The 26,532-nt window shown below is 64.0% G+C and carries 23 protein-coding genes; 6 read left to right on the forward strand and 17 right to left on the reverse strand.

What is annotated here, in order from left to right:
• Positions 1-150: 150 nt before the first annotated feature.
• Complete coding sequence (locus DFR72_RS38620) at positions 151-2,439, reverse strand: helix-turn-helix transcriptional regulator (RefSeq protein ID WP_090071636.1); 2,289 nt, start codon at positions 2,437-2,439, stop codon at positions 151-153.
• A gap of 232 nt (positions 2,440-2,671) precedes the next feature.
• On the opposite strand from DFR72_RS38620, the gene DFR72_RS38625 reads away from it, so the two are divergent.
• Both DFR72_RS38625 and DFR72_RS38630 read left to right on the forward strand, forming a co-directional pair.
• Entirely contained in the window at positions 2,672-3,445 is a 774-nt protein-coding gene (locus DFR72_RS38625) for an IniB N-terminal domain-containing protein (protein ID WP_143086960.1), read from the forward strand.
• A gap of 169 nt (positions 3,446-3,614) precedes the next feature.
• Positions 3,615-4,346: an anti-sigma factor gene (locus DFR72_RS38630; RefSeq protein ID WP_170176591.1), complete on the forward strand. Its 732-nt coding sequence runs from the start codon at positions 3,615-3,617 to the stop codon at positions 4,344-4,346.
• A gap of 274 nt (positions 4,347-4,620) precedes the next feature.
• On the opposite strand, the gene DFR72_RS38635 is transcribed toward DFR72_RS38630, so the two are convergent.
• The 6 genes from DFR72_RS38635 to DFR72_RS46020 form a co-directional block, all read right to left on the reverse strand.
• Positions 4,621-5,274, reverse strand: a complete 654-nt coding sequence (locus DFR72_RS38635) for a fasciclin domain-containing protein (protein ID WP_090071630.1) — start codon at positions 5,272-5,274, stop codon at positions 4,621-4,623.
• A 272-nt stretch (positions 5,275-5,546) separates the two neighbouring features.
• Positions 5,547-6,284 carry an anti-sigma factor gene (locus tag DFR72_RS38640; RefSeq protein ID WP_090071873.1) on the reverse strand — a complete coding sequence of 246 codons (738 nt, stop codon included), beginning with the start codon at positions 6,282-6,284 and terminating at the stop codon, positions 5,547-5,549.
• Positions 6,281-6,886, reverse strand: coding sequence for a sigma-70 family RNA polymerase sigma factor (locus tag DFR72_RS38645; RefSeq protein ID WP_425459937.1), 606 nt, complete (start codon positions 6,884-6,886; stop codon positions 6,281-6,283). Before DFR72_RS38645 ends, DFR72_RS38640 begins: the two co-directional genes overlap by 4 nt.
• Before the next feature lie 227 nt (positions 6,887-7,113).
• Positions 7,114-8,355: a cation:proton antiporter domain-containing protein gene (locus DFR72_RS38650; RefSeq protein ID WP_211335680.1), complete on the reverse strand. Its 1,242-nt coding sequence runs from the start codon at positions 8,353-8,355 to the stop codon at positions 7,114-7,116.
• Positions 8,340-9,053, reverse strand: a complete 714-nt coding sequence (locus DFR72_RS45165; RefSeq protein WP_143086959.1) for a hypothetical protein — start codon at positions 9,051-9,053, stop codon at positions 8,340-8,342. Before DFR72_RS45165 ends, DFR72_RS38650 begins: the two co-directional genes overlap by 16 nt.
• Positions 9,050-9,187, reverse strand: a complete 138-nt coding sequence (locus DFR72_RS46020; protein WP_170176592.1) for a hypothetical protein — start codon at positions 9,185-9,187, stop codon at positions 9,050-9,052. The genes DFR72_RS45165 and DFR72_RS46020 overlap by 4 nt, the downstream gene beginning before the upstream one ends.
• A 254-nt stretch (positions 9,188-9,441) precedes the next feature.
• Between DFR72_RS46020 and DFR72_RS45170 the strand changes: the two genes are divergently transcribed.
• Both DFR72_RS45170 and DFR72_RS38660 read left to right on the forward strand, forming a co-directional pair.
• A complete protein-coding gene (locus DFR72_RS45170) occupies positions 9,442-9,873 on the forward strand; it encodes a hypothetical protein (RefSeq protein ID WP_143086958.1) in 432 nt (143 codons plus the stop codon).
• A 170-nt stretch (positions 9,874-10,043) separates the two neighbouring features.
• On the forward strand, positions 10,044-10,463 hold the full coding sequence (locus DFR72_RS38660) for a hypothetical protein (protein ID WP_090071623.1): 420 nt from the start codon (positions 10,044-10,046) through the stop codon (positions 10,461-10,463).
• A gap of 445 nt (positions 10,464-10,908) precedes the next feature.
• Here the strand turns inward: DFR72_RS38660 and DFR72_RS46550 are convergent, their stop codons facing one another.
• Positions 10,909-11,190, reverse strand: a complete 282-nt coding sequence (locus DFR72_RS46550; protein WP_143086957.1) for a hypothetical protein — start codon at positions 11,188-11,190, stop codon at positions 10,909-10,911.
• Positions 11,191-11,457: 267 nt separating this feature from the next.
• Between DFR72_RS46550 and DFR72_RS38665 the strand changes: the two genes are divergently transcribed.
• Complete coding sequence (locus tag DFR72_RS38665) at positions 11,458-11,910, forward strand: hypothetical protein (protein WP_090071622.1); 453 nt, start codon at positions 11,458-11,460, stop codon at positions 11,908-11,910.
• A gap of 220 nt (positions 11,911-12,130) precedes the next feature.
• Here DFR72_RS38665 and DFR72_RS46025 read toward each other — a convergent pair whose 3' ends face one another.
• From DFR72_RS46025 to DFR72_RS38680, 3 genes are all read right to left on the reverse strand, one after another.
• Positions 12,131-12,292, reverse strand: coding sequence for a hypothetical protein (locus DFR72_RS46025; RefSeq protein WP_170176593.1), 162 nt, complete (start codon positions 12,290-12,292; stop codon positions 12,131-12,133).
• Positions 12,293-13,025: 733 nt separating this feature from the next.
• Positions 13,026-13,988 (reverse strand): ATP-grasp domain-containing protein, encoded by a 963-nt coding sequence (locus tag DFR72_RS38675; RefSeq protein ID WP_090071869.1) that lies wholly within the window; start codon positions 13,986-13,988, stop codon positions 13,026-13,028.
• Complete coding sequence (locus DFR72_RS38680) at positions 13,985-15,916, reverse strand: NAD(P)/FAD-dependent oxidoreductase (RefSeq protein WP_211335681.1); 1,932 nt, start codon at positions 15,914-15,916, stop codon at positions 13,985-13,987. The genes DFR72_RS38675 and DFR72_RS38680 overlap by 4 nt, the downstream gene beginning before the upstream one ends.
• 326 nt (positions 15,917-16,242) lie before the next feature.
• On the opposite strand from DFR72_RS38680, the gene DFR72_RS38685 reads away from it, so the two are divergent.
• Entirely contained in the window at positions 16,243-18,312 is a 2,070-nt protein-coding gene (locus DFR72_RS38685) for a glycoside hydrolase family 2 TIM barrel-domain containing protein (RefSeq protein ID WP_090071616.1), read from the forward strand.
• 73 nt (positions 18,313-18,385) lie between these two features.
• Here DFR72_RS38685 and DFR72_RS38690 read toward each other — a convergent pair whose 3' ends face one another.
• The 6 genes from DFR72_RS38690 to DFR72_RS38715 all read right to left on the reverse strand — a co-directional run bounded on the left by DFR72_RS38690 (position 18,386) and on the right by DFR72_RS38715 (position 26,502).
• On the reverse strand, positions 18,386-19,339 hold the full coding sequence (locus DFR72_RS38690; protein WP_143086956.1) for a terpene synthase family protein: 954 nt from the start codon (positions 19,337-19,339) through the stop codon (positions 18,386-18,388).
• A 154-nt stretch (positions 19,340-19,493) separates the two neighbouring features.
• The gene (locus DFR72_RS38695) at positions 19,494-20,891 is read right to left on the reverse strand and encodes a cytochrome P450 (protein WP_170176594.1); all 1,398 of its coding nucleotides are present in this window, start codon (positions 20,889-20,891) and stop codon (positions 19,494-19,496) included.
• Positions 20,892-21,768: 877 nt separating this feature from the next.
• Positions 21,769-22,554: a hypothetical protein gene (locus DFR72_RS38700; RefSeq protein WP_090071610.1), complete on the reverse strand. Its 786-nt coding sequence runs from the start codon at positions 22,552-22,554 to the stop codon at positions 21,769-21,771.
• Positions 22,555-23,307: 753 nt separating this feature from the next.
• Positions 23,308-24,591, reverse strand: coding sequence for a glycoside hydrolase family 32 protein (locus tag DFR72_RS38705; protein WP_090071608.1), 1,284 nt, complete (start codon positions 24,589-24,591; stop codon positions 23,308-23,310).
• Between the two features lie 4 nt (positions 24,592-24,595).
• Positions 24,596-25,525, reverse strand: coding sequence for a carbohydrate ABC transporter permease (locus tag DFR72_RS38710; protein ID WP_211335682.1), 930 nt, complete (start codon positions 25,523-25,525; stop codon positions 24,596-24,598).
• Positions 25,522-26,502: a carbohydrate ABC transporter permease gene (locus DFR72_RS38715; protein WP_090071606.1), complete on the reverse strand. Its 981-nt coding sequence runs from the start codon at positions 26,500-26,502 to the stop codon at positions 25,522-25,524. Before DFR72_RS38715 ends, DFR72_RS38710 begins: the two co-directional genes overlap by 4 nt.
• Between the last annotated feature and the right edge of the window lie 30 nt (positions 26,503-26,532).

Raw genomic sequence — 26,532 nt, forward strand, 5'->3', positions numbered from 1 at the left:
CGGGTCCATCTTGGACGCACAGGGACGTGCGTGGCGCCGTCCCGAACCGGCTGAACCGCATCTGGCGGATCCGCGCACACCACATCCGCACGAGGTCCCGAAGCCGGATCGACACCGAGGCCCAGTCCACCTGATCGGGTTACTACTTGCCTAGGACAGGTCGACGTCCGCCAGGGCGCGTTCGAGCTCGCGCCGGTTCTTCGCACCGAGTTTGTTGCGGATGCGGGTGACGTGGTGCTCGACGGTCTTGGCCGAGATGAACAGCGCGTCGCCGACCTCGCGGTAGGTGAGCCCGTCCCGGACCAGTGCGGCCACCTCCTGTTCGCGTTCGCTCAGGACTTGGGCGCCGCCACTGCTCTGTCCGCCGCTACCGTGGAACTGGCGGGCGATGTCGAGCAGTCGGGTCATCGCCTTGCGGTCGGTGGTGTGCATGGCCGCGTGTCCGGCGAGCCTGGCGGCGTCCGCGCGCATGCCGTGAGCGTGCAGTTCCCGCGCCGCCGCTTCGACGCGTGCGTGGTCCACGTCCCCCAAGCCCGCCCGGCTCCAGCAGTGCGCGGCGAGCGAGAGCGCACGGGCAAACGGCAGCGCGTCCGCCGCCGCGTCCAAGATCGTGAGATGTTCCTTCGCAGATCCGTGATCACCCAGCAGGAGCGCGGTGTGAAAGGCGTTCCAGCGCGGGAGAACCGACCACAGTGGAGGATCACCGAGATCGGCCAACAGCGTCCACGCCTCGTTCAGGTGCGTCTCGACTCGGTGGAACTGGCCGATTCTGGCCGCGGCGACGGCGATCTCGGTCAGCGGAATCAAGGTGTAGAGGTCGACGGGGTGGACGACCAGGGCCCGCTGGGCGGGCTCCCATGCCGACCACAACGCGCGTAGATCTCCGGCGCGGCGGGCGATGCCGAGCTCCAGCGCTGCGGCGAGCAAGGCCTCGCGTGGCTCCCTGGCGAGGTCCGGACGCGAGAGTCGTTGTGCCGCCTCGGTGTCACCGCCGAGGAGTTCCACACACGCGAGCAACAGCTCATGGCGATCCGCGTGCAATCCCCTGCCGCCATCGTCCTGGACGGCCTTGGCCAGCAACGACCTCGCCACCGTCAGCTCCCCCGCATGGACGCAGATCAACGCGGCGAGCGCGGTGGGACTGTCCGGCTGCACCAAGGCGCGGACTCCGGCCTGGTTCACCCCGGCCGTGGCGACCGAGGCGGCGACCGCGGCCATCGGCGCCCCGGTGACGGTCCCCACAACCACGTCGGCGAGCCGGTGCCCGAGCGTGTCGGTCAAGGACGTGGCGGGATGCGACCGGGCTCCGGCCTGGACGGTCAGGGCGTCTTGCAGCCGCCCCGCGCCGAGCAGGCCCGTTACCGCGAAGCCCAGCGCGAGACCGTTGTCCGAGCGCTGTAGCAGTTCACCTCCTCGGCCGACCTGTCCTCGCAGGGTCAGCGCGGTCGCGGCCACCAGCAACGCGTCCGCGTCGGCGTGTTCCAGGTCCACGGCGCTCACCGCGCCGTCGAGATCACCGCTGAGAGCGCGGGCTCTCGCCAGAAGCGCCGAGGACCCGGTGCCGGCGAGGGTGAACAAGCGCGCCGCGAACATCGGATCGTCGTCGATCACCTCTTGGCCGGCGGCCACGAACACGGCAGCGAGTCCGGGATCCGCCACACCGAGGTCCAGCAAGGATCGTGCGTAGCCGGCCACCGGCTGGGCGCGCTCAACCTGGTTGAGGGCTAGTTTGCGCAGCAGATCCGCTCGCTGCTCCGCCGGGGCGTACGTCTCGATCGCGTCCGCCGCGACGGCGAGCGGTGTTCCGTCGATTCTGAGCAGACCTGCCGACCTGAGGGCTTCGACGGACTCCGACACCGCTCCGAGGTCCAGCGCGAGCACCGCCGTGAGCAGGCCGACGTCGAAGGGAGCGCCGGAGGCGAGAGCCAGCAGGACGTCGTGCGAGGCGATGGACAGCCCGTCGAAGTGGCGGGTGAACGTCGTGCGCGGATCCTGCGAGAGCTCGTCGAGCACGAACCCCGGGGTGCCACCGGTTCGCTCGTGCAGCAGCTCCGCGAACTCCTCGCTCACCTCGGCGTCCTGGACGTGCGCGGCGAGAGACCGCACGTGTTCGCGCGACAGCGGTCGCAGCTGCACCCGGACCACCGAACCGGGCAGTTTCCCGATGAGACGGGCGAGCGCCCGGTTGTCCGGCCACGTGCGATGGGCCACGGCGAGCCGGCCTCCGGCGTCCGCCTCCTCCAGCAACCGGTCGGCTTCGTCATCACCGAGCAGGTGGCCGTCGTCGACCACGATCGGATGACCGAAGGTGGTCAACAGTGCGGTCTTGCCGCACCCCGCCGGTCCGGTCAGCACGACGTGGTCCGCGCCGCGTGCGCGTTCGAGCGTTCGATTGGTCCCGTCGTCGATCAACAAGGGCGTGTCCGACAGCGGGGACATGGGCGCGTGCACCTCCAGCGGGTCGGACTCACCTCTCTGGTTCGGTGCGTCACCCGTTCAGGTTTGGTCATCGCCTCAAGATCGGGAAATACCCCTATCCCCCTACTCGGAGTCGAGCAAATCCCCGATCCGCGAACGCCGGACGAGACCAGGCATGTCACCCGATGCGGTGAGAGCACCGTTCTTCGTAGCTTTCAGTGGCACCAGCACAACGACGCACCTGGAGTTCGACGTGGACCTGCCCCAGACGCTGCACGACTTCACCCTCAACCTGCTCGGCGACCCCGACGCCCGCTCGGCCTTCCAGCTCGACCCCCAGGGCTCGCTCGACGCGGCCGGTCTCGGTGACGTGCACCCGTCCGACATCCAGGAGCTGCTGCCCCTCGTGCTGGACTTCGCCCCGGCCACCGCCGTCGGCGACTTCGGGTCGACGATCTCCGGCCTGGACCTCGACCAGCAGCTCGACCTGATGAGCACGCTGCAGAACACCGTCGGCCAGCAGATCGACGACAACTCCGTCCTCGGCTCGGTCTCCGGCCTGACCGCCGCCGTGCACGGCGTCACCAACGGCTTCGACGTGCTCAGCGACCCCTCCAGTGCGCTGGACGTCGCCGGCACCACCGAGATCACCGACGTCACCAAGACCGTCACCGACCTCGAGGTGACCGACACCGTCGGCGACATCAGCAACGGCACCGACCTGCTCGACACCGCGCACATCACCGACGTCGTCGGCGATGTCACCAGCACCGCGCACACCGGCGACCTGGGCGTGACCGACGTGCTCAACGGCGACATCACCTCCACCCTGGGCAATGTGACCGGCAACGACCTCTCGCTCGACCACGTCGGCAACGTCACCGACGTCGTGTCCAACGTGGGCAACCTCGGCGACGTGACCGGCGTCGGCCAGATCGGCGACATCGGCAAGATCGGCGACCTCTCCGGCGAGCTCGGCGACGTCAACGTCGGCGGCGTGCTCAACGACCTCGACCTGAGTCTCTGACACACCCCCTTGCGAAGGCCGCCCCGACCGCGCTCCGGGGCGGCCTTCTGGTGTCAACACCACGAAAACCGTCCACTTCGGACTGACAGCGGCGGTGTTCTCGCAGTTCCGAGGAACAAGATCGACGGAGCGCGGCAATCCGGTCGCCGGACTGCGCCGAAGTACCGGTGTGAAACCGGGAAGGACGCGTGCGATCAACCCGCACCTGCAGACCGGTGCACACGCACTCGACGCGCTGCCGGACTTCGAGCACGCGGAATTCGAGACACATCTGAACAGATGTCAGGCCTGCGCGGACGAGACAGCGGGGTTGCGGGAGACCGCCGCCCTGCTCGGGAGCGCCGTGGACCACCTCCATCCGAGAGCTCTACGCGCGCGGGTGTTGAACGCGGTCAAGTTCGTGCAGCAGGTGCCGTCGAGTTCGGAGCACGTCAACGTCTCCTCACGGCGTCAAGGCCTCCAGCGCGCCGCCGTACTGGTCGCGGCCGCCTGCCTGGTGGCGGGGGCGGTGGCCGGCGTGCACGGCACACTGACCTCGGCGTCCACCAAACCGGTGACGGCCACCTCGCGCACTCCGACCGGCGATCTGCTCGCAGCAGCGGACCTGCGCCTGGTCAGCACGGCAGATCTCGCGGGAAGCGCGGCGCTGTCGGACAGCCGGAACGAGATGCTCTTCCTCGCCGACGGCCTGCGCACCCCGCCGCCCGGCCGCGCCTACCAGCTGTGGCTCGTGGACGACCACGGCCCGCGTTCAGCCGGGACCACCCACCAAGCCGGTGGCGTGGCCTCATTGCTGGTGCGTGGATTCAACGGGGCCAGCGAGGCAATCCTCACCATCGAGCCCGCGGGAGGATCATCAGGCCCGACCGGCGCTCCGGTCCTCACTCTCTCCCTGAGCTGAGCACAGAGCCGATCCGGTTCGGGTGACGCGCCAATCCTGAGGCGTGACCGATAACTTCCTCGTCATCGGGTACGGCGACACAGGTCGCAACGCCGCCAACTCGGTCCCGGCCTCGCAACCGGATGCGCAGCTGAGAACAACGGGCTGGCCGTCTCCGAAGGTGCGGTGACCGTCCACATGCGATACGCGGATCAAGCTCCGCGTACGCAAAAACTCCGGGAACCGCGTACACAGCGCGGTTCCCGGAGTCGCGGTACTGCCACCTCTGGAGATGTCAGGCGGGCAGCAGCACCGAGTCGATCAGGTAGACCGTCGCGTTCGCGGTCTTCACGCCACCACAGATCACGTTGGCGTCGTTCACCTTGATGGCGTTGCCGGAACCCGTGACCTTCACGGTGCCGGTCTGCACGGTCTTCTGGTCACCGGCGATCTTGTCCGGGGAGATCTGGCCAGGCACGACGTGGTACGTGAGGATCTTGGTCAGCAGCGCGTCGTCGGTCTTGAGCTTCTCGATCGTCGCGGCGTCGATCTTCGCGAACGCCGAGTCGACCGGCGCGAACACCGTGAACTCGGCGCCGTTGAGCGTCGAGACCAGGTTCACCTTCGGGTTCAGCTTGCCCGACACCGCGCTCACGAGCGTGGTGAGCAGCGGGTTGTTGCTCGCAGCCACAGCAACCGGGTCAGCGGCCATGCCCGACACGGAACCGGCACCGGACGGCACCTGCTTCGCGTAGTCGGCACAACCGGGGCCGACGAGGTTCGCGGCCGGGTCAGCCATCGCCGACGACGACGGCGCCATCGAGGTCGCCGAGGTGGGCGCGGTGCTGGAGCTGGAGCTGGCCATGTCGCCCGAGCCACATGCCGCGCCGAACAGGGCGAGCGAGGCGGCTCCGATGGCGAGGACGGTGTTGCGGACGGTCTTGTTCATGACGAGACATCTCCAAGGAAGTGAACGGGGGACTTGCTGCCCGTGATTCGCCACCCCCTCAAGAACGGATGGGTGCGGTTACCGATCCGTTACCAAACTTCCCGCAGAACGCTCATGACCAGCACGAAGCCGAACCAGGCGCTCCTCGGTCCACAGTCGACGATCGACACCGCCCGCTTCCCTTAAGTCTCATCACTTCTGCGACACCGACCGCATCACGCAGGCATCCTCCAGCCGCGCTGCCCCCGGTGCCGAGCGGCGGCCTCCGCGGGTCAGGCCACCGCGATCGCGAGAACGGGCTCCGTCGTGGGAGCCGGGGAGCCGCCACTCGGTTCGACGGTCAACGCGAACGCCCGCGCGTCGGCAAGCCCGCCGACGACCACGGGTTCGCCCCGCAGCAACCCTGCCGGACGCGGGTCACCGGTTCCCACCACCCACAACTGGTAGTCGCGGTCCGCGGACAGGCTCGGCAACCCGCTCGCGAGGAAAACCGCCTTGCTGCGGCTGGGCGAGATCACCACCGTGGCCTTGCCACCACCGGCACCCGGCTCGCTCAGAACCTTCGCGTCAGGAGCACTCAGCAGGTCCGGCACCTGGCTGTAGCCGGCCGCGGACTGCCTCAGGGTGTCGAGCTCACGACGGTCTTGCACGCCCTGGACACCGACGACCACGGCCACCAGCACACTGGCCGCCGCCGCGAGCACGCTGGCACGGACCAACCATCGGTTGCGCGTCGGCAACGCGGCCATCGGCTCCACGTGGACAGACGCCTGCGGAGGCAGCTGACGTAGGGCAGTGGCATCGGTCAGCACCCGCGTGCGCAGATGCGCGGGCGGTGCGATCTCGGCCACCGTCCCCAGCACGGCCGCGGTGGCCTGCAGTTCGGCGACCTCCTCGGCGCATGACGGGCAACCGTGCAGATGCGCCTCGAACTCGGCGCGTTCGGTGTCGCTCAGCGCGTTCACCGCGTAGACGCCCACAAGCGTGTGCGGATCCACAGTCGCGCTCACGCCGTCACCCCCACGCAGTCGCGCAACCTGATCAGACCATCACGCATCCGGGTCTTCACCGTGCCCAGGGGAACATCGAGCAGCCTCGCCACTTCCGGATAGCTGTAACCCTGGTAGTAGGCCAACTGCACGGACTCGCGCTGCAGCTCGGTCAGGAAGCCCAGGCACCGCCGGACCTTGCGCTGCTCGAGACGTTCGGTGACCTGTTCGACCACTTCATCGAACGGTGTCGTGGCGCCCAGCACCGCGACCCGCTCGTCCCGGTCGGCCGCCGCTTGCGCAGACCGCACCCGGTCCACCGCGCGCCGATGCGTCATCGTCAGGATCCAGGTCATCGCCTTGCCCCGCTCGGGGTCGAACCGGCTCGCGGTCCGCCACACCTCGAGCATCACCTCCTGGAACACCTCTTCCGACTGCGCATGGTCCCGCAGCACCCGCCGCACCAGCCCGAACACCGCACCCGACACCGCGTCGTACAACTGCCCGAACGCGGCCTCATCACCGCGTGCCACCCACAGCAGCAGTTCGTCAGCGCTTGCCGTCACAACGGGATCTTCGGTTTCGAGGGAGACAACCGATCGCGGCTGATCTCGTTCCAGCACAGGACTCCTCAGTCTCGGCCTGCCCGACTTCATTTCGGGGCCGCCGCCCAGCAGGATCGACAGGGCGCACGCCACACCGATGAGGGCTACCGAGAGGTGACCCGCATCGCGCGTCGAAGAGCAGTGGGAAGACGTGACCTTACGAGGTTCCGCACACGGACTCCAAGCACGGAGGGGCCACACCATCGAGTGAAGTCGCGCTCTCGACAACGGTCCAGACCCGGCTACTACGGCTTGGTTTTCGGAGCCATTCGCCTGTGTACGACCAGTCCCATTCGCCCGGTCCGGCACGACCTCACCAGGGGGCCGGTGAGTGCCGTGGTGGTCAAGGCCATCAAGACCAGGATCGTGAAGCCCGAAGAGTTGACGATCTCGTACTGCAGGCAGATGGTGGCGATGACCAGTTCCGTGACACCTCGACAGTTCATGAGCGCGCCGAGCTGGAGGGAGTGTCGCGCCGACATGCCCGCCAGGTACGCCGCGCCCCCGGCGCCGACGAACTTCGTGATCGTGGCCACCAGCACCACGGCCACCAGCAACAGCCAGTTCCGCAAAGATCCGCCGACTGCGGAGATGGCCGTGCTCAACCCGACGCCGGCGAAGAACAGGGGCAGCAGCACCACTTGCGTGAATCCGTGCAACTGCTTGCGCACCGTCATCACCACCTCCGCACCGCGGGGAAGTGCAGTGCCGAAGAGGAACGCGCCTACGGCGGCGTGCAAGCCGATCAACTGGGTTGTGGCGGCGTACGCCAGCGCGCCTGCCACCAGAACCGGCCCGAGCATCGCCCCGGCCGGGGCCCGCTCGACCAGTCGGGCCAGCGCTGGACGGACCAGGAGGAACGTGGTCAGCGTCAACGCCGCGACCATGCCGATGGTCAGTCCGAGCCCACCTGACCCAACCAGCCCGGACAAGGTCAGGATGACGGTGAGCGCCATCCAGGCCGCGCCGTCCCCGATGGCCGCACAGGCGAGTGCGACTTGGCCGACCCGCCCCTCCTGCATTCCCTCATCCACCAGGATCCTTGCCAGCACGGGCAGAGCCGTGATCGACATCGCCAAGCCGAACACCAGGGTGTAAGTGACCGGGTGCGCCGCGGGTCCCGCGATCACCGACCTGCCCATGACGGCCAACACGACGCCGCCGGCGAAAGGCAATACCAGGCTGCCGGCGACCACTGCAGCGAGCACGCGGGTTCCGGTGGCCCCCTTCACCACCTGCAGTTCGCTCCCCAGCAGGAACATGAAGGTCACCAAACCCAATTGGGCCACTGCGGACAACGTCGCCATCACCGAGGGCGTGAGCAGCCACGCCGAGCCGGCCGGCCACAACAACGTCAGGCCGGTCGGCCCCAGCAGCAGGCCACCGAGGATCTCCCCGACCACGGGTGGTTGTCCGAGCTTGCCGAAAACCCATGCCAGGGCGTGGCACACGATGATGACGACCGCGATCGCTACCAGGAAGCGCACGACAGGATCGTCGCTGGTGGAGGTACCGGCCAGCGCGACCGCGGCGATCTCGGTTGGTGAACTCGATTGCATGGCACCACTCCGATCAGATGCTGAACTGGCCGAGGTGACGCAGGCTCAGAACTGGGACGCGTGGGACGGGCGTTCCGGAGCAGGGCGTGGTGCGTGATCACGCCGACCACGACGAGCATGATCATGAGTGTTAGCGCGCCAATCACCGAGTCCCTTGTGACAAGCATTGCGATGTCGGGCCGCAGTGAGACGCCCACGACGACCACGGACAGCCGGCGCAGCAGAACCGCCGGGTTGCCCGGCTTGCGAGCAACGATCATCCAGATGAACGCCGCAGCGATGACTCCAATCACGGTGCGGAAGGCGTATGCCTGTGGCCGGAAGGCTTGGTAGTCAGCAGGCACGGGGAACACGGTGACGCCGATCAGCGCGAGTAGCGCGTTGGTCGCGACAGAGGCGGTGGCTGCCACGGCAGCTGCGGCGACGACTTGTCGCAACCTCGGGCCGAGCGCACGACGTGTACTTGTGATGTCGGCAATGGTGGTCAGCGGTCTCCCGGTTGGGTACCGGCTCGGTTCACCCGGTTGTTCCAAGAACCGCAGCGGCGTCGTCAACAAAGACAGGATGTTCTCCTCGTTGTCGACCACGAGGACCCGAGCTGCTGCCGCTGAGGTGACCACCTTCATATTTCATCACAACCGGTTATCGGCTGCGCCTCCTCGCCGATCTTGTTCGCCACTTTACTGCCGTATTCCGAATATTTCGGAATGGAGGCCGATTCTCTTTCACTGATGCTTTGGACTCCGGACAGCATGTTCACTCAGTCAAAGTTGGCGGTACACCAAACCGATGAGACTCTCTCGTCATACCGAAGCGGCGCACTCGCGCTATCAATATCGGCATTGCCCCAGAACGGCGGGATTTGTTGCGACACTGAACGTCTTGAACCCGCATTGCAGGAATTGCGTGCGATCCCTCCGAAGTACGAGGAAAGTTGGTGACTTCAGGCGAGTGGAGTTCTACGCTGCGAGAAGCCTTGGCGCGGCTGTGCCGCCTAGACGAGAGGTCATTGTCATGTTGCCACAAGTTATCAAGTGCAGCAAAAGCTTGGCTCGCTTTTCCGTATTTTTTGCAATCGCCCTGCTTGTTCCTGTTTCAGTGAACCTAACGGCTCCAGAGACCGCGCGTGCGCAGGGTTGCATTCCTTCCAGCCCACAGGTGTGCCCGGTCATGCGCCTCACCGTCAACGCGCGGAATAGCACCCCGAGCGCACTTTACGTTGGAATTCAGAATCAAGCCCCAGCAAGGGTGAATGCCGCTAGCACGCGAGCCAATATCGGTATGACGAACACGGGAGACAACGCACTGGTGGAGGTGTTTGATGTTCGAGGGACTTTGATTCACTACAACCACTATGTCGTTCCGCGAACGATCTCAAACCGCGTAACGGTCAACGTTGTTCAGACAGTTCACGGTGGCGTTGCAATTTACTTCTCCGAAAATTGATGGCGGATTAGAGTCTCAAATCTCACTAAAGCCTGATCCTAAATTACTTTAACCGCCCGCGTACTACTACTATCCGACTGGGCATCATCTGTCATCACCGCAGAAATTGCACCGAGGTCAGATATTGCCGTCGTCACAAGCACTTGGACAGACAACGAAGAAGAGGCGGAATGATCAAGAAAATTCTTGTTGCGCTGTTTGCCACCCTGTCATTGTTTTCCAGTGTACAACCAGCGGCCTCAGCGGCCACCTATTACCAGTACGGGGTCTATGACGACGTACTGAAGGACAGGGTGATTCGGGCGTACGTCAATGAGGAGGACGCCAAGCAGCACAACGGTTGGTGCTACGTCCCTGGCAATTCTGCTCACCGCAAGACGTCGTGGTCCTGCACCGTCAAGAAGACCAAGAACGCACCAGACCCCTTGATCATGGCCCCGAGATCCGGCGAATGGATGCAGTTCGGCGGTAAGTGGCACCGAGCAGAGCTGAAGCAGCCATCTGCGGGTTATCTCCCCTACTGCTACCCAAGCTACTACGAAAACCCGGGTGGCGTGCGACCGGCATACTACTGCGCGTACTGGGTGTGAAACCGGCCTGATCTGCAGGCCGTGAAGGGCTGCTGATGGCACGGAGGCATCAGCAGCCCTTTACGCAATTGAGCACGATTAGGCGTTGGAAAAGTCTGGCCTGCCGCTTAGCTGGGAGTCTTGCCAGCCCGAGTTCGCGTAGTCGTGGAGACCACATGCGACAGGCGAGAAACCGAATAAAAAAACTATACTAACTACACGCTACAGCGACATTTTCTGTCGACTATCCGCTCTCAGGCTGGCCCAACCTCATAAATTCACTATCGAGCCAGCTCAGCTCCTCACAATGATCTCCACCAGGATGCCTCCAAGCAGAGTTCACTTACATGAACCTCTGTTGAGAGTATTGGTCCAACCAGCTTTAATGTAGTAGTCACACCTGATGTCGAGATAATTGTAGTCATTTTTTGCACCCGCCTTGGCGTGCACCTGAATCCTCAGGTACTCATTTCCTCCGCGGTAAGTAAGTATAGTTATAAGTGAAGATTTGACGAAAAACGCTCAGCTGCTTACCGTCGGACCTCCAGACGCGCTTACCGGTATTGTAATTCCAGATCTCAACACTGTGATCGACGATATGAGAATCTGTACCAACCACAACGTGGTGTCGGTCCTCAACTGCAGCAACCGCCTGCGGCGCAGGATTGAACAACAATGCGCCGAGCGACAAGCCAACGGCAAGCACGCGAACCGACAACATCTTCAAAGAGAGCGATCTATCAGTCATTTGATTGCAACTTTCACGTTGATTCAACCATCCACAGCGCAGGAATCAGTTTGATCAGCGATGCTCCTGATTGAGTTGTCTCGATAAAAACTCGACCCGAGCTCAGTATCTAACATCAGCAGAGACCCGTGTCAATGGGAACCGCTCGTACCACCGAGATTTCCGGAAAGAATCCGTAAACATAATGAAGAGCTGACTTCAGGCAGGCCACCTTGCGTTAGCCTAAGGCGCCTAACTATGAAAATTGCGAGAAAATTCGGAGGATTCATGCGGAAAATTTTCCAATCTGCGCTGGCGATCGCGGTTTCCCTAGGAGGATTCATGGGTGCCGGGTTCATTGCCGCGCCCGCCGCAGATGCCGCTACCTGCTACATCGAGTGGCCTAGCAAGTTGAAGCGCTGCGAACTCACGATGTATGTGACGGAGAACAAGTACGACACGAATAGCGTCCGTGTCTCCAAGGCCTACGGGCTGGAAAACGGCGGCGGTTTTGACTGCGTGACGAACCCTCAGCACGGTTCCGACCCGGGACGATCGAGCACGATCATGACTCGCGTTCAAACCGGCCCCACCGCCGTGTACGGTTCTCGGTACAGCGACTGCCTTTCATTCCCGATCAACACGAGCTTTTGCAACTTCAACATCCCCACTGACGCGAGGTACGTTTTCGTCACTCTGTCCAAGAGTCGGCCTTGCACGGTGGACATTCATCGCCAATGACGACAACTGACTTTCGCCGGACCGACAAGGTCGGGTTAGATGAAGGTCTCGCGCGAAAACTGATTCGACTGACCACCATCCAGCGCGGGATGAGCACGACTACTAGCTGACGAATTCCTTCAAGCACACTCTCGCCAGAGAAAAGGCTCAACTCGATCATTGATCGCGTTGAGCCTGAAAGATCCTCTCAGAGAACGGTCGCGCTCTCACGGCAGCTCGGTCACCAGCAGGTGATTTCTAGTCGTGAGAGCGTTTCCATGGTTTTGCTCAGGTGATGCTGCTTCCCTCTTTTCGCCAGCATCGGATCGAGCACGGCCATCGCCGCAGCCGGCGGATCCGTGCAGGACTGGCTGTTGCTGGTAGCCGAGGTGCTGGTGGTCACGATCACGAGGCTCGCAGGCGCGGCATACCTTACGGGCCTGCCGGCGCGGCACTCCAAGGTCGGCGCACGGGCCAGACGCAGAACCGCGGTCGGTGCCGACAGCGAGCAGTCGGATTACCTGCTTGAGCGACGGGACCTCGGTACGCAGCCGGCAGGCCTCAGAGCGGATGGCGTGCAAGGCTCGGGTGACGGCGAGGGTGAGCAGCTCGGCGTCGGCCAGCCGTGGTGGGTGGGTCCGGTCCGGACGGGCTGCCCGGGTGGTCATCGATGTTGACGTGGGGGCGGTGAAAGGGTGTTCAGCTCTCTCGTCACAAACGGATCTTGAACACCCTCGGTCCGTCTTCAGACACAGCTCGGGCTTAGTACTTACTCGTCCAGTAGTGCTTGCGGACGAGTAAGGCGCCCGGAGAACGCGCAGCAACCAAGCTGAAAAGTGCGCTCCTCAGCGGAGGTCGTCGGCTCAGCCCGCCGCACAGGCTGGTCGGGCGCTGCAAGGCCAGCTGTGCCCAGGTCAACGCGCACAGCGGCATCACCTCCGCAGGCGACCGAGTGCTGGCGCTGCCGACTCGCCGGTGCGACCGATCACGACCTCGCGGAGGAATCCGCGTGAGCGCGCGGACTGTGCAGCAGAAAGTCTGCGAACTGATGGTGTGGATTGGCGCCCGGCCCCGGTTTCGAGCGGGTACCAACGCGCCAGGCAAGAGTGGACCCGACGTGCGCGACACAGTTCAAGTCAACGCCGGCCGAACGAAGCACTTCGGTCAAGAACTGAGACGATCACTTCCGCGTAGCGTTGGAAGGCTTCTCCCTCTGGAAGCAGCAGGCGAGGAATCGCAAGTTCACACTCCAGCAGTCGCAACTTCCCGTCAGGGCCCCGGATGCCGTCCACCCGACCGAACGTCACCGGGCCATACAGGCGCTCGATGGCTTGGTACACCTCCGAAGCCCACGCGATGTCGACAGCGGAGGGCTCGACCCGGTGGTTCACTCCACCGAGCCGTTCATGAGCCCACCAGCCACCACCGTCGCCGACGGTTTTGCGGACGACGTGGCTCAACGCCCCTCCGAGGAACACGAACGACAGTTCACCTTCATCGAGGATGGCGGGGAGGAACAACTGCACAGAGACGTCGTGAGTGGCGGTCAGTTGCCGCAGGTGGTGCTCGGGCGAACGCGGCTCGTCGCCGATGACGATGTGGCTTTCAGAGGTGCTGACACCGGATCGGGACACCCGGAACGTGCGCCAAGAACCGGCTGACACCGTCGGCTTGATGACGATGTCGCTCCACCCCGTGTCCTGCATGATGTCGGTCATCCGCACGTCGGATCCGCGGGGAATCCACCGGGTGGGTACCAGGTCGATCCCCGTCTTTTCCAACCTGGGCAGGTACACGCCCTTGTCGATGGCCTCGCGAGCCAGTTCGATCGAGTTCACCATCTGCACGGGGCCATTTGCCCGGCTGACAAGCCTGTCGTGCAACCTGTTCACCCGGTCGATGAAGTCGGGCCGCGCGGGGTAGCCGCGGCACATTCGCATGCTGACCAGGTTCACCGCGTCCCAGTCCACGTCGTCGACCGCGTCGAGGTGGACCAGTACGGCGTCGACGTCCCGCTGTTGCAGGGCTACCTCAACGCCGGCGTACTCCAGATGTGGCGCTCCCAGGTTCAGGTAGACCACCCGACGGCGCTCGGTCATGGCGTGCCCCACCTTCGCACGGAGGTCTGGTCCTCGGCCCGAGCGGAACCGGACGCTGCTGGTGTCCGTCGCCGGTGTCTGCTCCTGCGCACGGCCGTGTCGGCGGCGTCCCAGAGGTACCCCGCGGCGAAGGTCGCAAGAAGGCCGACAGGACGCAGCCGGATCACCCACTCGAGCCGGGTGTTGACAGAGATGGGGAGCCGGTCGAACCAGGTCGCTGTGCCGGCTGGACGCAGCTCGGCGGGCTCGACGAAGTCGTGCGAGCTCACGTTCACAGACGTCTGGCCAGAAGCGAAAGGAAGTCGCCACACCTTCGGGAGCGGCCCGGTGACGGTCAGCACGCTGGTGATCGCCGGCGTGCGCACGCCGTGGGACACGCGCCACCGCGCCCGTTCGGCGATACCGGCCTGCAGGCGGCGTTGTGCGCGTTGGACGAGCTCGGGGGGAAGCAGTCTCCAATAGATCGACTGGGAGTAGAACAGACGTGACTCCAGCCGCTTGCGCACCGCAGCGAGGCCCGGTGTTTCTCGAGATGTGTCGCCCTCGGTGTCCACCAGCCACCGGGTGAGCTTCGCCCGAGTGCTGCCGAGGCACCAAAACACAGCCATGTCGAGGATGTGCGACAACAGGAAGAAGCGCGGGTCCTCGACCGCCGAGGTGTACTTCTCCCGAACCATGTTGCGCAACATGTGCCAGTCTTGGCGCGTGTTGCGGTTGATGCGAGCGATGTACGGCCGGTCCAGCAAGCCCTGGTGGACATCGCGTTGCACCACGTTCGCCAGGTGCCAACTCGTCACCAGCGCCAGCGCGATTCCCTGGCTGTAATAGGCGTCGATGATGCTTCCCGCATCGCCCACCATCGCGTAGCGCCGTTCGCTCGCGAAGGTGTCCGTCCAGTGCTGGGCGTTGCGGAAAGTCCTGAACTCGAGAAGCTCGTGGTCTCTCACCACGTCGTCGAGAACCGGATGGCGCTTCATCAAGTTCCAGAACTGCTCCCTCGGGTTGGCGCCGGGTGGAGGTTTGCGCTTGTCGAACGTGGCTCCGACGCTCACTCGGCCCTGGGACAGGCGGATCACCCAGATCCAGTAACCATCTCCCCACAGGTGAACGGTGTAGAGGTCACGCCTCGTGGTTCGGCCGTTCTCCAGCAGGTGCTTCCATCGCTCGTCGAAGTTGTCGTCCGTCACGCCGCTGAACTGAGCCCACACAGCGGTGGTCTGAAAACCCTCGTCGTTCTCCCGCTTCTCCGCCGTGTGGTCCAGGTGGCGGGCGAGGAGACGGTTGCGTCCGGAGCAGTCGATCACCCACCGAGCCGGTGTCACACCCGGCTCTGTGCCCTCGCTCCAGTGCACCTGATGCGGTTCGTCGGATTCCGCGAGGTCCACCTCACGGACCCGAGCCGAGTCGAGGAAGGTGATCCGCGGGTGCGCGTGCGCGGCGGCGCGCATGACGTCCTCGGCTTCCGGGCGGACGATCTGCATGTCAAGGAACATGCACCGGAACCACTTCTTGTCCTCCGCCGCATCGAAGAGGTAGTGCGGTGGGTGCGGGTCCGCGTTGACAGCCCACTCAGTGGATCCGCTGAAGTCCTTGCGATGTTCGGCGCCACTGGTGAACCAGACGCCCTCCTTGATGAAGGATTCTTCGCTGATGAAGTCGTCCAGTTCACCAATGGTGCGCAGGAAGGCACTGGTGAAGACCAGGAAGGACTCACCGACCTTGAAACTCCGTCGCTGGTTGCGCACGTTGTCGATCAAAGTCACTGTCAGTCCGCGTTTGGCCAGCTGCAACGCGTTGGCAAGACCGATGATTCCGGCACCGATAATGACGACGTCAGCAGGTTTCCGGCTGCCCTGATCGATATCTGTCATCGATGGGTCCCCTCCGCGAGTGAACAGGCTGGAGAGCCGTCGCACACCCTGAACCATGCGGCGATGGCACGTGAGAAGCGGATCACCAAGCTACCAACGACGGGAAAACGCTTACCGGAAAATTATGATTTCTATGAAATCTTCCTGAGATAGCGGATAAAGCCTGGGCGAATTCGGGTCTCGGAGCAAACCCTCCGGCACCAATGTGGGAAATGTACGGAACCAGTTCATGGATCTAGCCGCTGTACTCGTGATCACGTGTGCTCGCGGAACCACTGCTGGCAGTGTGAACACACAACGGTGACGGCGGTCAGTACCTGACGCCGACCTCGTCCGAACGCTGCGAGGGTGTGTGATGGCCCGATCCACTCTGGGAGCTCGAAGTGATCCCGTCGCATGAGAACCGCGATCCCGGCCGGGGCCGGCTCACACCGCGAGCAGCTTTCACCTCTGACGCACCCGCCCTGTCCCTCAACGGGCCGTGGCGCTTTCGTCTGGTTTCTGGAACAGCCGAAGACACAGCGGATTTTCACACTGATGATTTCGACGACAGCAGCTGGGACGAGTTGCCGGTTCCTGCCCACTGGCAGTTGCACGGTCACGGGAGCCTGATCCACACCGGATCGGGTTTGCCGTTCACCGTCGACCCGCCGCACACCCCTGAGAAGAACCCCACCGGGCAGTACCGCCGCCGGTTCGACCTGAGCCACGACTGGATCGCCGGAAACGGCGGCGCGGTGCTGAGGTTCGACGGCGTCGACTCGTGCTTCACGGTGTGGGCCAACGGTGTGCTCGTCGGTAGCGCCGAGGGCAGTGGGCTCACCCACGAGTTCTATGTCGGCCACCTGCTGCGGCCGGGTCGCAACATCATCGCCGTCCGGGTGCGACAGTGGTCCGCGGGCAGCTACCTCGAACACCTGTGGCCGTGGCGCCTGTCGGGGATCTTCCGCGATGTCGTGCTGCTGTGGCGTCCGTCAGGCGGCATCAACGACTTCTTCGTCCACGCCGATTACGACCACGTCTCCGGACGCGGAACCTTGTGCGTCGAGACCGCGTCGCCGGCGATGCTGACCATCCCAGACCTGGACCTGGTCGACGCGGCCACGAACATCACTCACACCTTGCCGCGGGTGTCGCCCTGGTCGGCCGAACAGCCCCGGATCTACGAGGGCACGCTGTGCACCGACACGGAACGGATTCCGTTGAGAGTGGGGTTCCGCGTGGTAGCTGTGGTCAACGGTGTGCTCACAGCTAATGGCGAGCCGTTGTCCCTGCGTGGTGTCAAGCGTGCCGAGTGGCATCCGGAAACAGGTCGCGCAGTGTCTCGGGAGTCGATGCTCGAGGATGTTCTGATGATGAAGCGGCACAACATCAACGCCGTTCACACGAGCCACCACCCTCCCCATGCGACGTTCCTCGACCTCTGCGACACCTATGGCTTGTGGGTGGTCGACGAGTGCGACTTGGAGGCGCACGACCTCGGAGCGTTCGGAAGCGCGCAGAGCCTGTCAGACGATCCGAAATGGAGCGAAGCGTTCCTGGACCGCGTCCAGCGCACCGTGGAACGTGACAAGAACCACCCGAGTGTGATCATGTGGTCATTGGGCGGCGGATCGGGTGGGGGCCGCAACATCGAGGAGATGGCCGCCTGGGCCCACGTTCGAGACCCCAGGCGTCTGGTGCACCACGAGAGCGACCAAGAGTGCTCCTACGTCGACATCTACTCGCAGGGGCACGTAACACTCGCCGAGCTTGAACTCCTAGGTCGACGCGTGGAGGAGGCGGCCGCCGATCCCCGCAACGATGCCCACCGCCGCGCGTTGCCCTTCATCCTCAAGAGGTGCGCTCATGAAACGGGTGATGACGTCGTCGGCTTGAGCGAGTGCCAAGCTCTCTTCGACCGCTACGAACGGCTGGCAGGAGGCTTTCTGCTGGATTGGAGCGATGAGAACGTCATGCGGTCACCCTCGGCGGGAGCGGTCCACCTCGGATCGGCCGGACCGCTGTCGCCCGGCCGAACACGCAGCGCCATCCTGTTGCAGTACAAGAAGTTCTTTGAGCCAGTTCGTATTTCGATCGACGTCAGCGCCGGACTGATCACGATCGAGAACAGGCACGACCATCGTTCCACTGAGCACTTGGCCTTCACCTGGTCGATGCGAGAACTGGATGTCACCATCGCCGGCGGCGATCTGAGCGTGCCTGTTCTACGGGCACGACAGACGGTAGAGGTTCCGCTGCCATCGATCATGGACGCAGCCGCCGCGGCAACGCAGCTCACCGTGCTGGCCGTGCTCGCCGCAGACGAACCGTGGGCATCCGCAGGACACGAGATCGCCTCAGGTAGAACGACGTTCTCCGTCAGTCCACTGAGTCCCGGTCAGTGGACTGAAGTGCACCCGATCACCGACATGACGTCCGGCGTGGAGAACGTCCGGGGAATCGAAGCCTGAGACCGGACTGGACGGCTGGACGAGCACCCGTGGCGGGAGCCGCATCAGCCGCCAGGTCCGCACCGGATACGCCCTACGTCCCGGTGTCGATCTGTGCCGCGCTGGTGCCCGCGTCATCGCCCAGGTGGTTCCACCACCAAGAGATCGAAGGCATGTCCGGTGGCGCTGTCAGGTGAGCGTCGCGCGGTGCGTCCGACACTGCTGAAACAGGGCGCTCGGTCCGGTTTCTGTAGCGAGGGACTTGCGCGCTCCACTCCAAGTTGCCGCGGACGAGGTGGTCCATCTGACGGACGTGCTGTCGTAAGCGGGTATCGCCCGTCAGCTGGATCTTCCTTCTCAAGCCCAAGTACAGGCACATCATCCGGTCGTGCAGCGCAACTGTCCTGGCCATCGCCTCGTGGTTCGAGCATTTTCGCGCGTAGCGGATCACACCGACCGTATTGGACTCCAGGACGTCGTGCTTGGCTTCCTTGGCGAAGGAGAAGATGTCACTTGCGATCGTGACGAGCAGGTAGGCCGCCTGGGTGATTGCGCGGACCTCCCCGCTTTCCCGGACGCTGTCAGGCAGCGTCGTTCCCTCTGCCAGCTCCACCAAGGAGCCGACCAGCCTCATACCCCGATCCCGCGGCCCCAAGTTCGCGTACTCGTCCAAGGACGGCATTGTTCCTGCCACTCGGTGGCTGAGCAGGCACGACACCGCGAAGAACCACTCCATGTTGCCGTCAGCCCAGCGCCGTACCGCGACCGGATCCGCACTTGCTCTGGCACGGTTGGAGATGTCGCGCCATGCTTCGACGAACGGGTCGTCGCTTCGGGTGGTCTCCGGGTGCTCCAACGTGAACAGCAGGTGCATCATCATCGGGATGAGTCGCTCCGGCGATCTGACCAGCGGTCCGCCATCGAAACGCCGGTCATCGACCAGGAAGCCGAGATGGACCCAGTCCGAGATCAGCTGCAACTGTTCTTGCGCGGCATGGGGCGCGATGCGGCAGCACCAATCGCCTGCGCGGTTGGCTGCGATGGCCACTCGCTCTTCTTCGTCGCGGCACAAGCCGAAGCGGACCAAGAAGTCGAGACTGCCGCGAGCGATCTGCTCACCCGCTGGATGGCGAGCCGTGGGAAGAGGGCAGTACAGCGGGGGCGTGGCGATCGAGTCGGAGGAGTCGAGCGGGGTCGCTGTCTTATCGTGCACGAGGGGTCACGACCAACTTGTCCAAGTGCACGGTGACGCCCGTGACCATGCGCGACGGTTGGCCCTCGTCGGGGACCAACCGCCAACGGGCGACGATGCCCGAGAGGATGAGGATCATCTGCACCCAGGCGTAGGACTCGGCAACGCAACCCCGAGAGCCGGTGCCGAATGCGATGAAGGAGTTCCGCGGTACTTCTGATGCGCGCTCTGGTGACCAGCGGTCGGGGTCGAAGCGGTCGGGGTCGCGGAACACCTCTGGATCTCGTTGGACCACGTAAGGGCTGAAGATCAGGTCAGCGCCCTTCGGTACGGAGCAGCCTGCGAGCGTCGTGTCCTCGACCACTCGACGCGTCAAGACCCATACCGGTCCGTGCATCCGCATGGTTTCTTGAATCACCTGCCGGGCGTACACCAGGTCAGGAAGATCGGAGTAGGTGAGTTGCCGTCCGCCGGCGACCCTGGCGATCTCGGCTTCCAGCAACCGGGCTGCAGCGGGGTTTTCGGCGAGTTCCTTCAGCGCGATCGCCAGGACGGCGGTGGTGCTGGCGCTGCTGGTCGACAGAAACGTGCTGACCTCGTCCTCGATCTGCTTCCGGCTCATGCCTTCACCGGTGTTCGGGTCACGCGCGTCCAGGAACTTGGTCAGCAGTCCGCTGTCCTCGTCCTGTTCGACATCGCCAGCGCTGCGGCGCGCCTGGTGCTGGTCGATGACGTCCCCGATGACCTGGTGCAGTCGCCGCAGGCTCGACTGGTTGCGCCGCTGCGCGGGCAGTGGGAGCCTCGCCAGCGCTGCGGGCAGCACCGTCGCGCGAATCGCGCCCGCCATGACGTCGGGTAGCAGTTCATGCAGCTTCTGGCGAGTAGCCGGGGACAGTTCGGCGCCGAAAAGGGCGGTCACGAATGCGGAGCGGGTCAGGTCCTCGAGATCCAGGGTCACATCGCGCGGACGGCCCTCGGCCCAGGTCGCCACGGTGCTGTGCACCAGTTTGATCAGCGCATCTCCGCGTGCGGCGATGTAGGCGCGGGTGAACATGGGCTGGATCAGCTTGCGCTGCCTGCGGTGCGGGCTTCCGTCGTCCATCGTGGCCAATCCATCGCCCGCGAATCCGCGCAGGGCCTCGATGAAGCGCCCGCCCTTCGCGAACGTCTTGGCTCCGGTGACCAGCACCGTGTGAGTGGTGTCCGCATCGGTCACCACGTAAGCCGATTTGGTGCCGATCTGGATGCGGACGACCGGACCGTGGTCGCGCAGGGAATCCAGGAATTTCAGCGGGTTCCGCGCGAGCGGCACGATGTGTCCCAGCAGTGGCAAGCCGCCCGGCGCTACTGGCGTCCGGGTGGAGGCGCCTTCCGGCATCGGTGCGGATGACCTCGCGGTCTGGCTCATGCCGTCTCCATCCCATGGTGTGCGTTGCCACGGGAACGAACCTGCTCTCCCATGACTTCGGCAGGACGCGCAGGTCAATGCCTTGAGGACACACTCCGTCGTTGATGAGAAGTTAATCATCGCCATCTCTCGCACTCGAGGCGCAAGAATGGTCTTTCGCGGATATCGGAAGGTTTCCAGGAATCCGCGCATCCGGTGTGAGATCAGCCGACCTGCTGCGTGCTCATCGACAACGTGGTGGTCCTTGACTAGGCGCTGCCCGACCGAACCGCTGCCGGCCAGCGACACCCATGTCAGTCGCGGCGACGACCAGTCCGCTGGGGGCGGTAACACGACGGTCCACGCCCGCACGGAACCCTCACGTCCGACTCCACGTCGGCGCAATACGAGCTGCTCGGAACGTCATCTCCGGCGCCGTCAACCCCAGCACGGATCAAGCGACACGAAGGTCAGGGTCTGGTGTGACGACGGCAGTGCGGCACGGTAGAACAGCATCCGAAGCCCTCGGTGCGACAGCACTGATCTTGGTCGACAGCCCCTACCACCGATGGCTTCCTCTGTTGTCACACCGACAATCCCCGGTTGTGGCCTACATCCCTTGCGCACCAAAGCATGTGATCCAGGATCAAAGGCTCCGTGAAAGCAGATGAGTCCAGAGCGCCGACCGCTGGACTTGGCTGTCGCGACCGTGGACGCCATGCTGAGCCGCTGCCGGATCAACCGCCTGCCCCGCATCATTTCCGTTTGTGCGGCCCGTAGGCGCTGAAGTGTCGGGGCGACCTTGAACGAGTTCTCTTCAGATGAGTGATCCCCCCGCGCCGTTTGGCGCGGAGGGATCCTACAGTCCGCTAATCAGAATGCATCACGTAGTCCTGACTCAGACTCCGAAACGCGCGCGGGCGGCGCGAATAGCTGCTCGAGTCTCCATAGTCGCGCCATACAGCGTGGCATCCGCCCAGCCCACTGCACGCTGGCGCAAGGCGTTCACCGTCGCGCTCTCGACGATCCAGGTTTCCATCCTGGCGATGCCTCGCGCGAACACCGTGGCCCCGGAGGCGCCGGCCAGGCAGTTGAAGAGTGAACTGCCGATCAACGTTCCCTTGTTGGTGATCCCGAGGAGCGCGTTGCCCACATATGCGGACAGCGCACCACCGACGCAACCACCGATGACGGCGGCGGCCACTGATCCGGTGCCGCCGGTCACCACTGCAGCCGCGGCCGTGGCGAAGACCGTGACCGCGATGTAGACGGCGGTCGACGCCAGCCCGGCGAGGACTCCCCTGGCCCAGGACGGAATCTGCCTCAGGTCGCGGCCGCGATGCGGAGCGACCTTGCTCGCGATGCAGTCCTGGGTCGCCACACCGCGAACATCGGTGTACGCAGTGATGGTGAACTGAGTTTGCCCCTGCTTCCAGCTGGACTGAACGGTCATGGGCGTGCCGTTGTTCTGGCCGTTGCTGGAGCGGACGACGTAGGAGTGGATGTTGAACGCCTCTTTGGCGCTACTCGCGTCGACCTTGTAGTGGTGGCTTACCCGGCACCCCTTTCCGCTCACCGCCTGGATCGACTCGACGGTCTTGTAGGGCACTGAGTGCGGTGGCGCCGCGTTGGCGGTGGTGCCTTGGACGAGCCCGGAGCCGACCGCTGCGGCGGTCACCAGCACGACAGCTGCCCGGCGTGCGGTCCCGGCCCAGTTCCTGGTCGTGCGGCGGTGAAGTGGTGCAGCAACATCGTTGTTCACTACAACCTCCTGGAGTGCAGGTTTACTGCCCTGATGGGACGCGCCGGTGGGCTGCTCGTACGCACGTCAGGGCGTGAGCAAGCAGTGACTACATGAAATGACTACGCCCCCGGCGCCCAGATAGGCACCAGCATGGAGCGGCACCTAAAGGATATTGACACAGAAACAAAACTGCGCAGCAATCCGTACGATAAATCGACCGAACCCTGCGAAAAACAAAATTAAGTCAAGCTGAGCAATCAAGGCGACCTGAACGACGACGCTGCCTTCGAAACAAGTCGACATGCCACGTGATCGATAACTGTTGTCGAGAATTTTCACAGTGGCAATAAAAAAACAGTAGCGATGCCGACTTCGCGGATCCACTAGAAAAAAACGGAAAAACTCCAGAATAACCCGTGATCAAGCAGAACTCGACCTTGAGATCCTCGGCCAGGCCGGCAGACGCCAACCCTGTCGAAACCGAATTACCACGACAGAGGGGACACAGTCCATGTTCACGTGCCGCGGTCAGGTCGTGCACGACTCAGCTCACCAGGCGCGGTTACGCCGACGGCGAAGGTACTACGGATTCTCGCCGTGCACCCTCGATCGCCGCCACAGCTCAGATGGCCATCTCCGACCAGTCCTTCTTCTCCAGCCCGAACGCAATCGCGACGATGTGCGCACGTCAGATCATTTGCCGAACTCCGCGACCTCTGTCGTTTCGCGGCAATCAAGAGTCCGCAGCCGCATATTCGCTCCTAAGCCGACGATGCGGTCGGTTTGATCGGGTACGCGTACCACAGCGACCTCACCGCCGGCGAAGACCTCTGCGATGTCCTCGTCCACCACGACGCGGACAACAGATCCCGCAGGGGCCGGTATCCGGCGCACCGGTGCCGATCCGACCGCGAGCAGGATGTTCTCGCCGTCGTGCTCGAGCTCGAGACAGCCGATCCGCACAGGTGCCACCAGCGTCAATTGCAGGTCGAACTGAGGTGGGAGGGGTTCGTCGAGCGGCAGGTCGGGCCCGAGCAGGCGGTCGACGTCGGGATGAGGGGCGATCACCAATCGGTCGTCCACTACCGAAAGACGGTGCGGCAGGGACAAGGCTCCCGCCCTGACTCGTCCAGACCGCGGCGGTTCGAGCTCGCGGATCCACGACAAGGCACACCACCGACCGTCGGCATCGCGGAACGTGGTGGTGGCGTAGAGCGTTCCGCCGTGGTCGAGGCGATGCCAGGATCGGGGTTCGAACACAGCGCCGTCGAAGTCCCCGACGGCGTACACCATCCGGTCGTCCGGTTTGTTCGTCCAAGCGCACGCGATCAACACCCACACGCCGTCGATCTCGATGAACTGCACGCACTCCCACCCGTCGCCGGTGAACAGCGGGTCGGCGGGATCGGACTTCCGCTGGCAGAGGATGGTGGGCTCTGACCACTGGCGCAGGTCGAGTGAGCGGAACATCAACGCCGTAGCCGCGCCCTGGTAACGGCAGCCGACCACCATTCGCCACCCTGCGCCGTCGCGGTGTACCGAAGGATCACGAAATTCGGTCACTCCGGGAGGTGCCTCCAGTACAGGGGTTGGCAGCTTCTCCCAGTTGCGCATCTCGTTGTCGCCCAGGGCCATGACGATCCGGCTGTCGTTGCGATCGACACTCCCCACACTCGTGTAGAGGATCGTCGGGCGGTCGTCGTCGAGCACCAGCGTGCCCGACCAGCAACCGGCTTCGCCGTCGTCTGGTTTCAGTGCGATTGCGGTGTCGTCGTTCCAGTTCACGAGGTCGGAACCGCTCATGTGTCCCCAGTGGCAGTGCGTCGCCCACGTGGGGGTGTCCGGCACGTGCTGGAAGAACACGTGGTAGCGCCCCTCGTACCACGTGACGCCGTGCGGGTCGTTGATCCAGCCGCGAGCAGTGCTCAGATGCAGCCTTGGTCGAGCTGCCACAGCGAAACTACTGCAGTCGAGCACGTGTTCATCCCTTCACAGCGCCCGCGGCGAGACCGCGAACGAAAAAGCGTTGCAGCGTCACAAAAATCAGTAGCGGAACGGAGATGCTGATGAACGCGCCGGCGGTGAGCAGTTGCCAGCCCTGCCCCATGGAGCTGACCAGACTCGCCAGTTTGACGGTGACGACCTGGTTCGGGCCGGAGCCGATGAACAGCAACGCGACGAGCAGGTCGTTCCACACCCACAGGAACTGGAAGATCGCGAAGGACGCCAACGCAGGCGTTGACATCGGAACCACAAGACGCCAGAACGTGGTGAAGTGGCTGGCCCCGTCCACAGCGGCGGACTCGATGATCGACTTCGGCAACGTCTGCATGTAGGTGCGCAGGATGAAGATCGCCAGCGGCATCCCGAAACCGGTGTGGACCAGCCACACGGCCAGGAAGGTGCCGTTGATGCCGAGTTGTCCGTAGAGCTGCAGCACGGGCACCAGCGCCACCTGGTTGGGCACGACCAGTAGCGCGACGACCACCACGAAGAGGGTTTCCCTGCCTGCGAAGCGCATGAACGTGAACGCATACGCGGCGAACGCCGCGATGAGGATCGGGATCACCGTGGCGGGGACCGCGACGACCAGGCTGTTGACGAACGCCTCTCCCATTCCTCGTCCGAACAACACCTCGCCGTAGTTGTCGAGCGACCATTGGGTGAAGTCCAAGGGGTTCGCGAGGGCAGTCCACCAGCCCGACGAGTCGATCGCGTCCTTCGACCTGAACGACGTGACTAGCAAGCCGAACGTGGGAGCCACCCATATCAGGCAGAGCACGACGAGGATGACCTTGACCAGAGCACCTGCACGGCCAGGCCTCAACCGCAGTCTGCGGACCACAGGCACGACCGCTGGTTCGGACTTCGAGGTGCGGGCTCTGGGCGCGGTGCTCACCCCGGTGCTCACGACCTGGCCTCCTGCATGCGGAAGTGGCGCACCTGGTACACCATCACCGGGACGATCGCGATCATCAACATCACCACGATGGCGCCAGCCCTGCCGTTGTTCCCATTGGTGAACAGCTCCCTGAAAAACGCGTTGGCGATGATGTCGGTGCCGAAGTTGCCGCCCGTCGTGACGTACACGATGTCGAAGATCTTCAGCACTGTGATCAGCACGGTGACGAACACCGTGACGACGGTCGGCCAGATCTGCGGGACGACGATGCGGAGGAAAGTCTGCACCTCGGTGGCACCGTCGATCCGCGCTGCTTCGATCGTTTCCTCTGGAACACCCTTGATCGCCGCGGACAGCAACACCATCGCGAACCCGGTCTGGATCCAGACCAGGATGATCATTAGAAGGACGCTGTTGAGCTTGCCGGTGTCGATTTGAAGCCACGACACGGGACTGCCGCCCAGTCCTGTGACGATGGCGTTGAGCACGCCGATCTGCGGCCGTCCCTCGGGACGGAAGGTGTAGATGAAACCCCAGATGGTCCCGGCACCGACCATGCTGATCGCCATCGGCATGAAGATCAGCGTCTTGACGGTCTTCTCTCCACGAGAGCCGAGCCGATCCGCCAGCACCGCGACGGCCAGACCGAACACGATGACCACCGCCGGCACGACGACGATCCACAACAGGGTGTTGCCCAGCGCGGCCCGGAACTCGCCCGAAGAAAGCAGGTCGATGTAGTTGTCGAAGCCGACGTAAGCCGTTGTGCGCGCGTTGGCGAAGCTCACGAGGATCGTCCGCAGCGCGGGGTAGATCAGGAACAGCCCGATGAACAGCAGGGCAGGTCCAGCGAACACCCAAGGCTTGACGCGCTGTTCCCATTTGCCGGGCAGAAGCTGCACCAACCTGTTGAGAACGTAGTAGAAGACCATCGCACCTGCCACGCCGCCGGCGATGGCCAGGACTGCGTTGAGAATCTTGATCATCGCGGTTAACCCACTGTCAGGATCACAGGA

It is taken from the genome of Lentzea flaviverrucosa (assembly GCF_003350445.1).
Classification (GTDB): domain Bacteria; phylum Actinomycetota; class Actinomycetes; order Mycobacteriales; family Pseudonocardiaceae; genus Lentzea; species Lentzea californiensis.

Bases quoted from the DNA above. Each gene is read 5' to 3' on its own strand.
- DFR72_RS38620 (WP_090071636.1), bottom strand. From the start codon at position 2,439: ATGTCCCCGCTGTCGGACACGCCCTTGTTGATCGACGACGGGACCAAT.
- DFR72_RS38635 (WP_090071630.1), bottom strand. From the start codon at position 5,274: ATGAACAAGACCGTCCGCAACACCGTCCTCGCCATCGGAGCCGCCTCG.
- DFR72_RS45165 (WP_143086959.1), bottom strand. From the start codon at position 9,053: ATGAAGGTGGTCACCTCAGCGGCAGCAGCTCGGGTCCTCGTGGTCGAC.
- DFR72_RS45170 (WP_143086958.1), top strand. From the start codon at position 9,442: ATGTTGCCACAAGTTATCAAGTGCAGCAAAAGCTTGGCTCGCTTTTCC.
- DFR72_RS38660 (WP_090071623.1), top strand. From the start codon at position 10,044: ATGATCAAGAAAATTCTTGTTGCGCTGTTTGCCACCCTGTCATTGTTT.
- DFR72_RS46550 (WP_143086957.1), bottom strand. From the start codon at position 11,190: ATGACTGATAGATCGCTCTCTTTGAAGATGTTGTCGGTTCGCGTGCTT.
- DFR72_RS38665 (WP_090071622.1), top strand. From the start codon at position 11,458: ATGCGGAAAATTTTCCAATCTGCGCTGGCGATCGCGGTTTCCCTAGGA.
- DFR72_RS38675 (WP_090071869.1), bottom strand. From the start codon at position 13,988: ATGACCGAGCGCCGTCGGGTGGTCTACCTGAACCTGGGAGCGCCACAT.
- DFR72_RS38680 (WP_211335681.1), bottom strand. From the start codon at position 15,916: ATGGTTCAGGGTGTGCGACGGCTCTCCAGCCTGTTCACTCGCGGAGGG.
- DFR72_RS38695 (WP_170176594.1), bottom strand. From the start codon at position 20,891: ATGAGCCAGACCGCGAGGTCATCCGCACCGATGCCGGAAGGCGCCTCC.
- DFR72_RS38715 (WP_090071606.1), bottom strand. From the start codon at position 26,502: ATGATCAAGATTCTCAACGCAGTCCTGGCCATCGCCGGCGGCGTGGCA.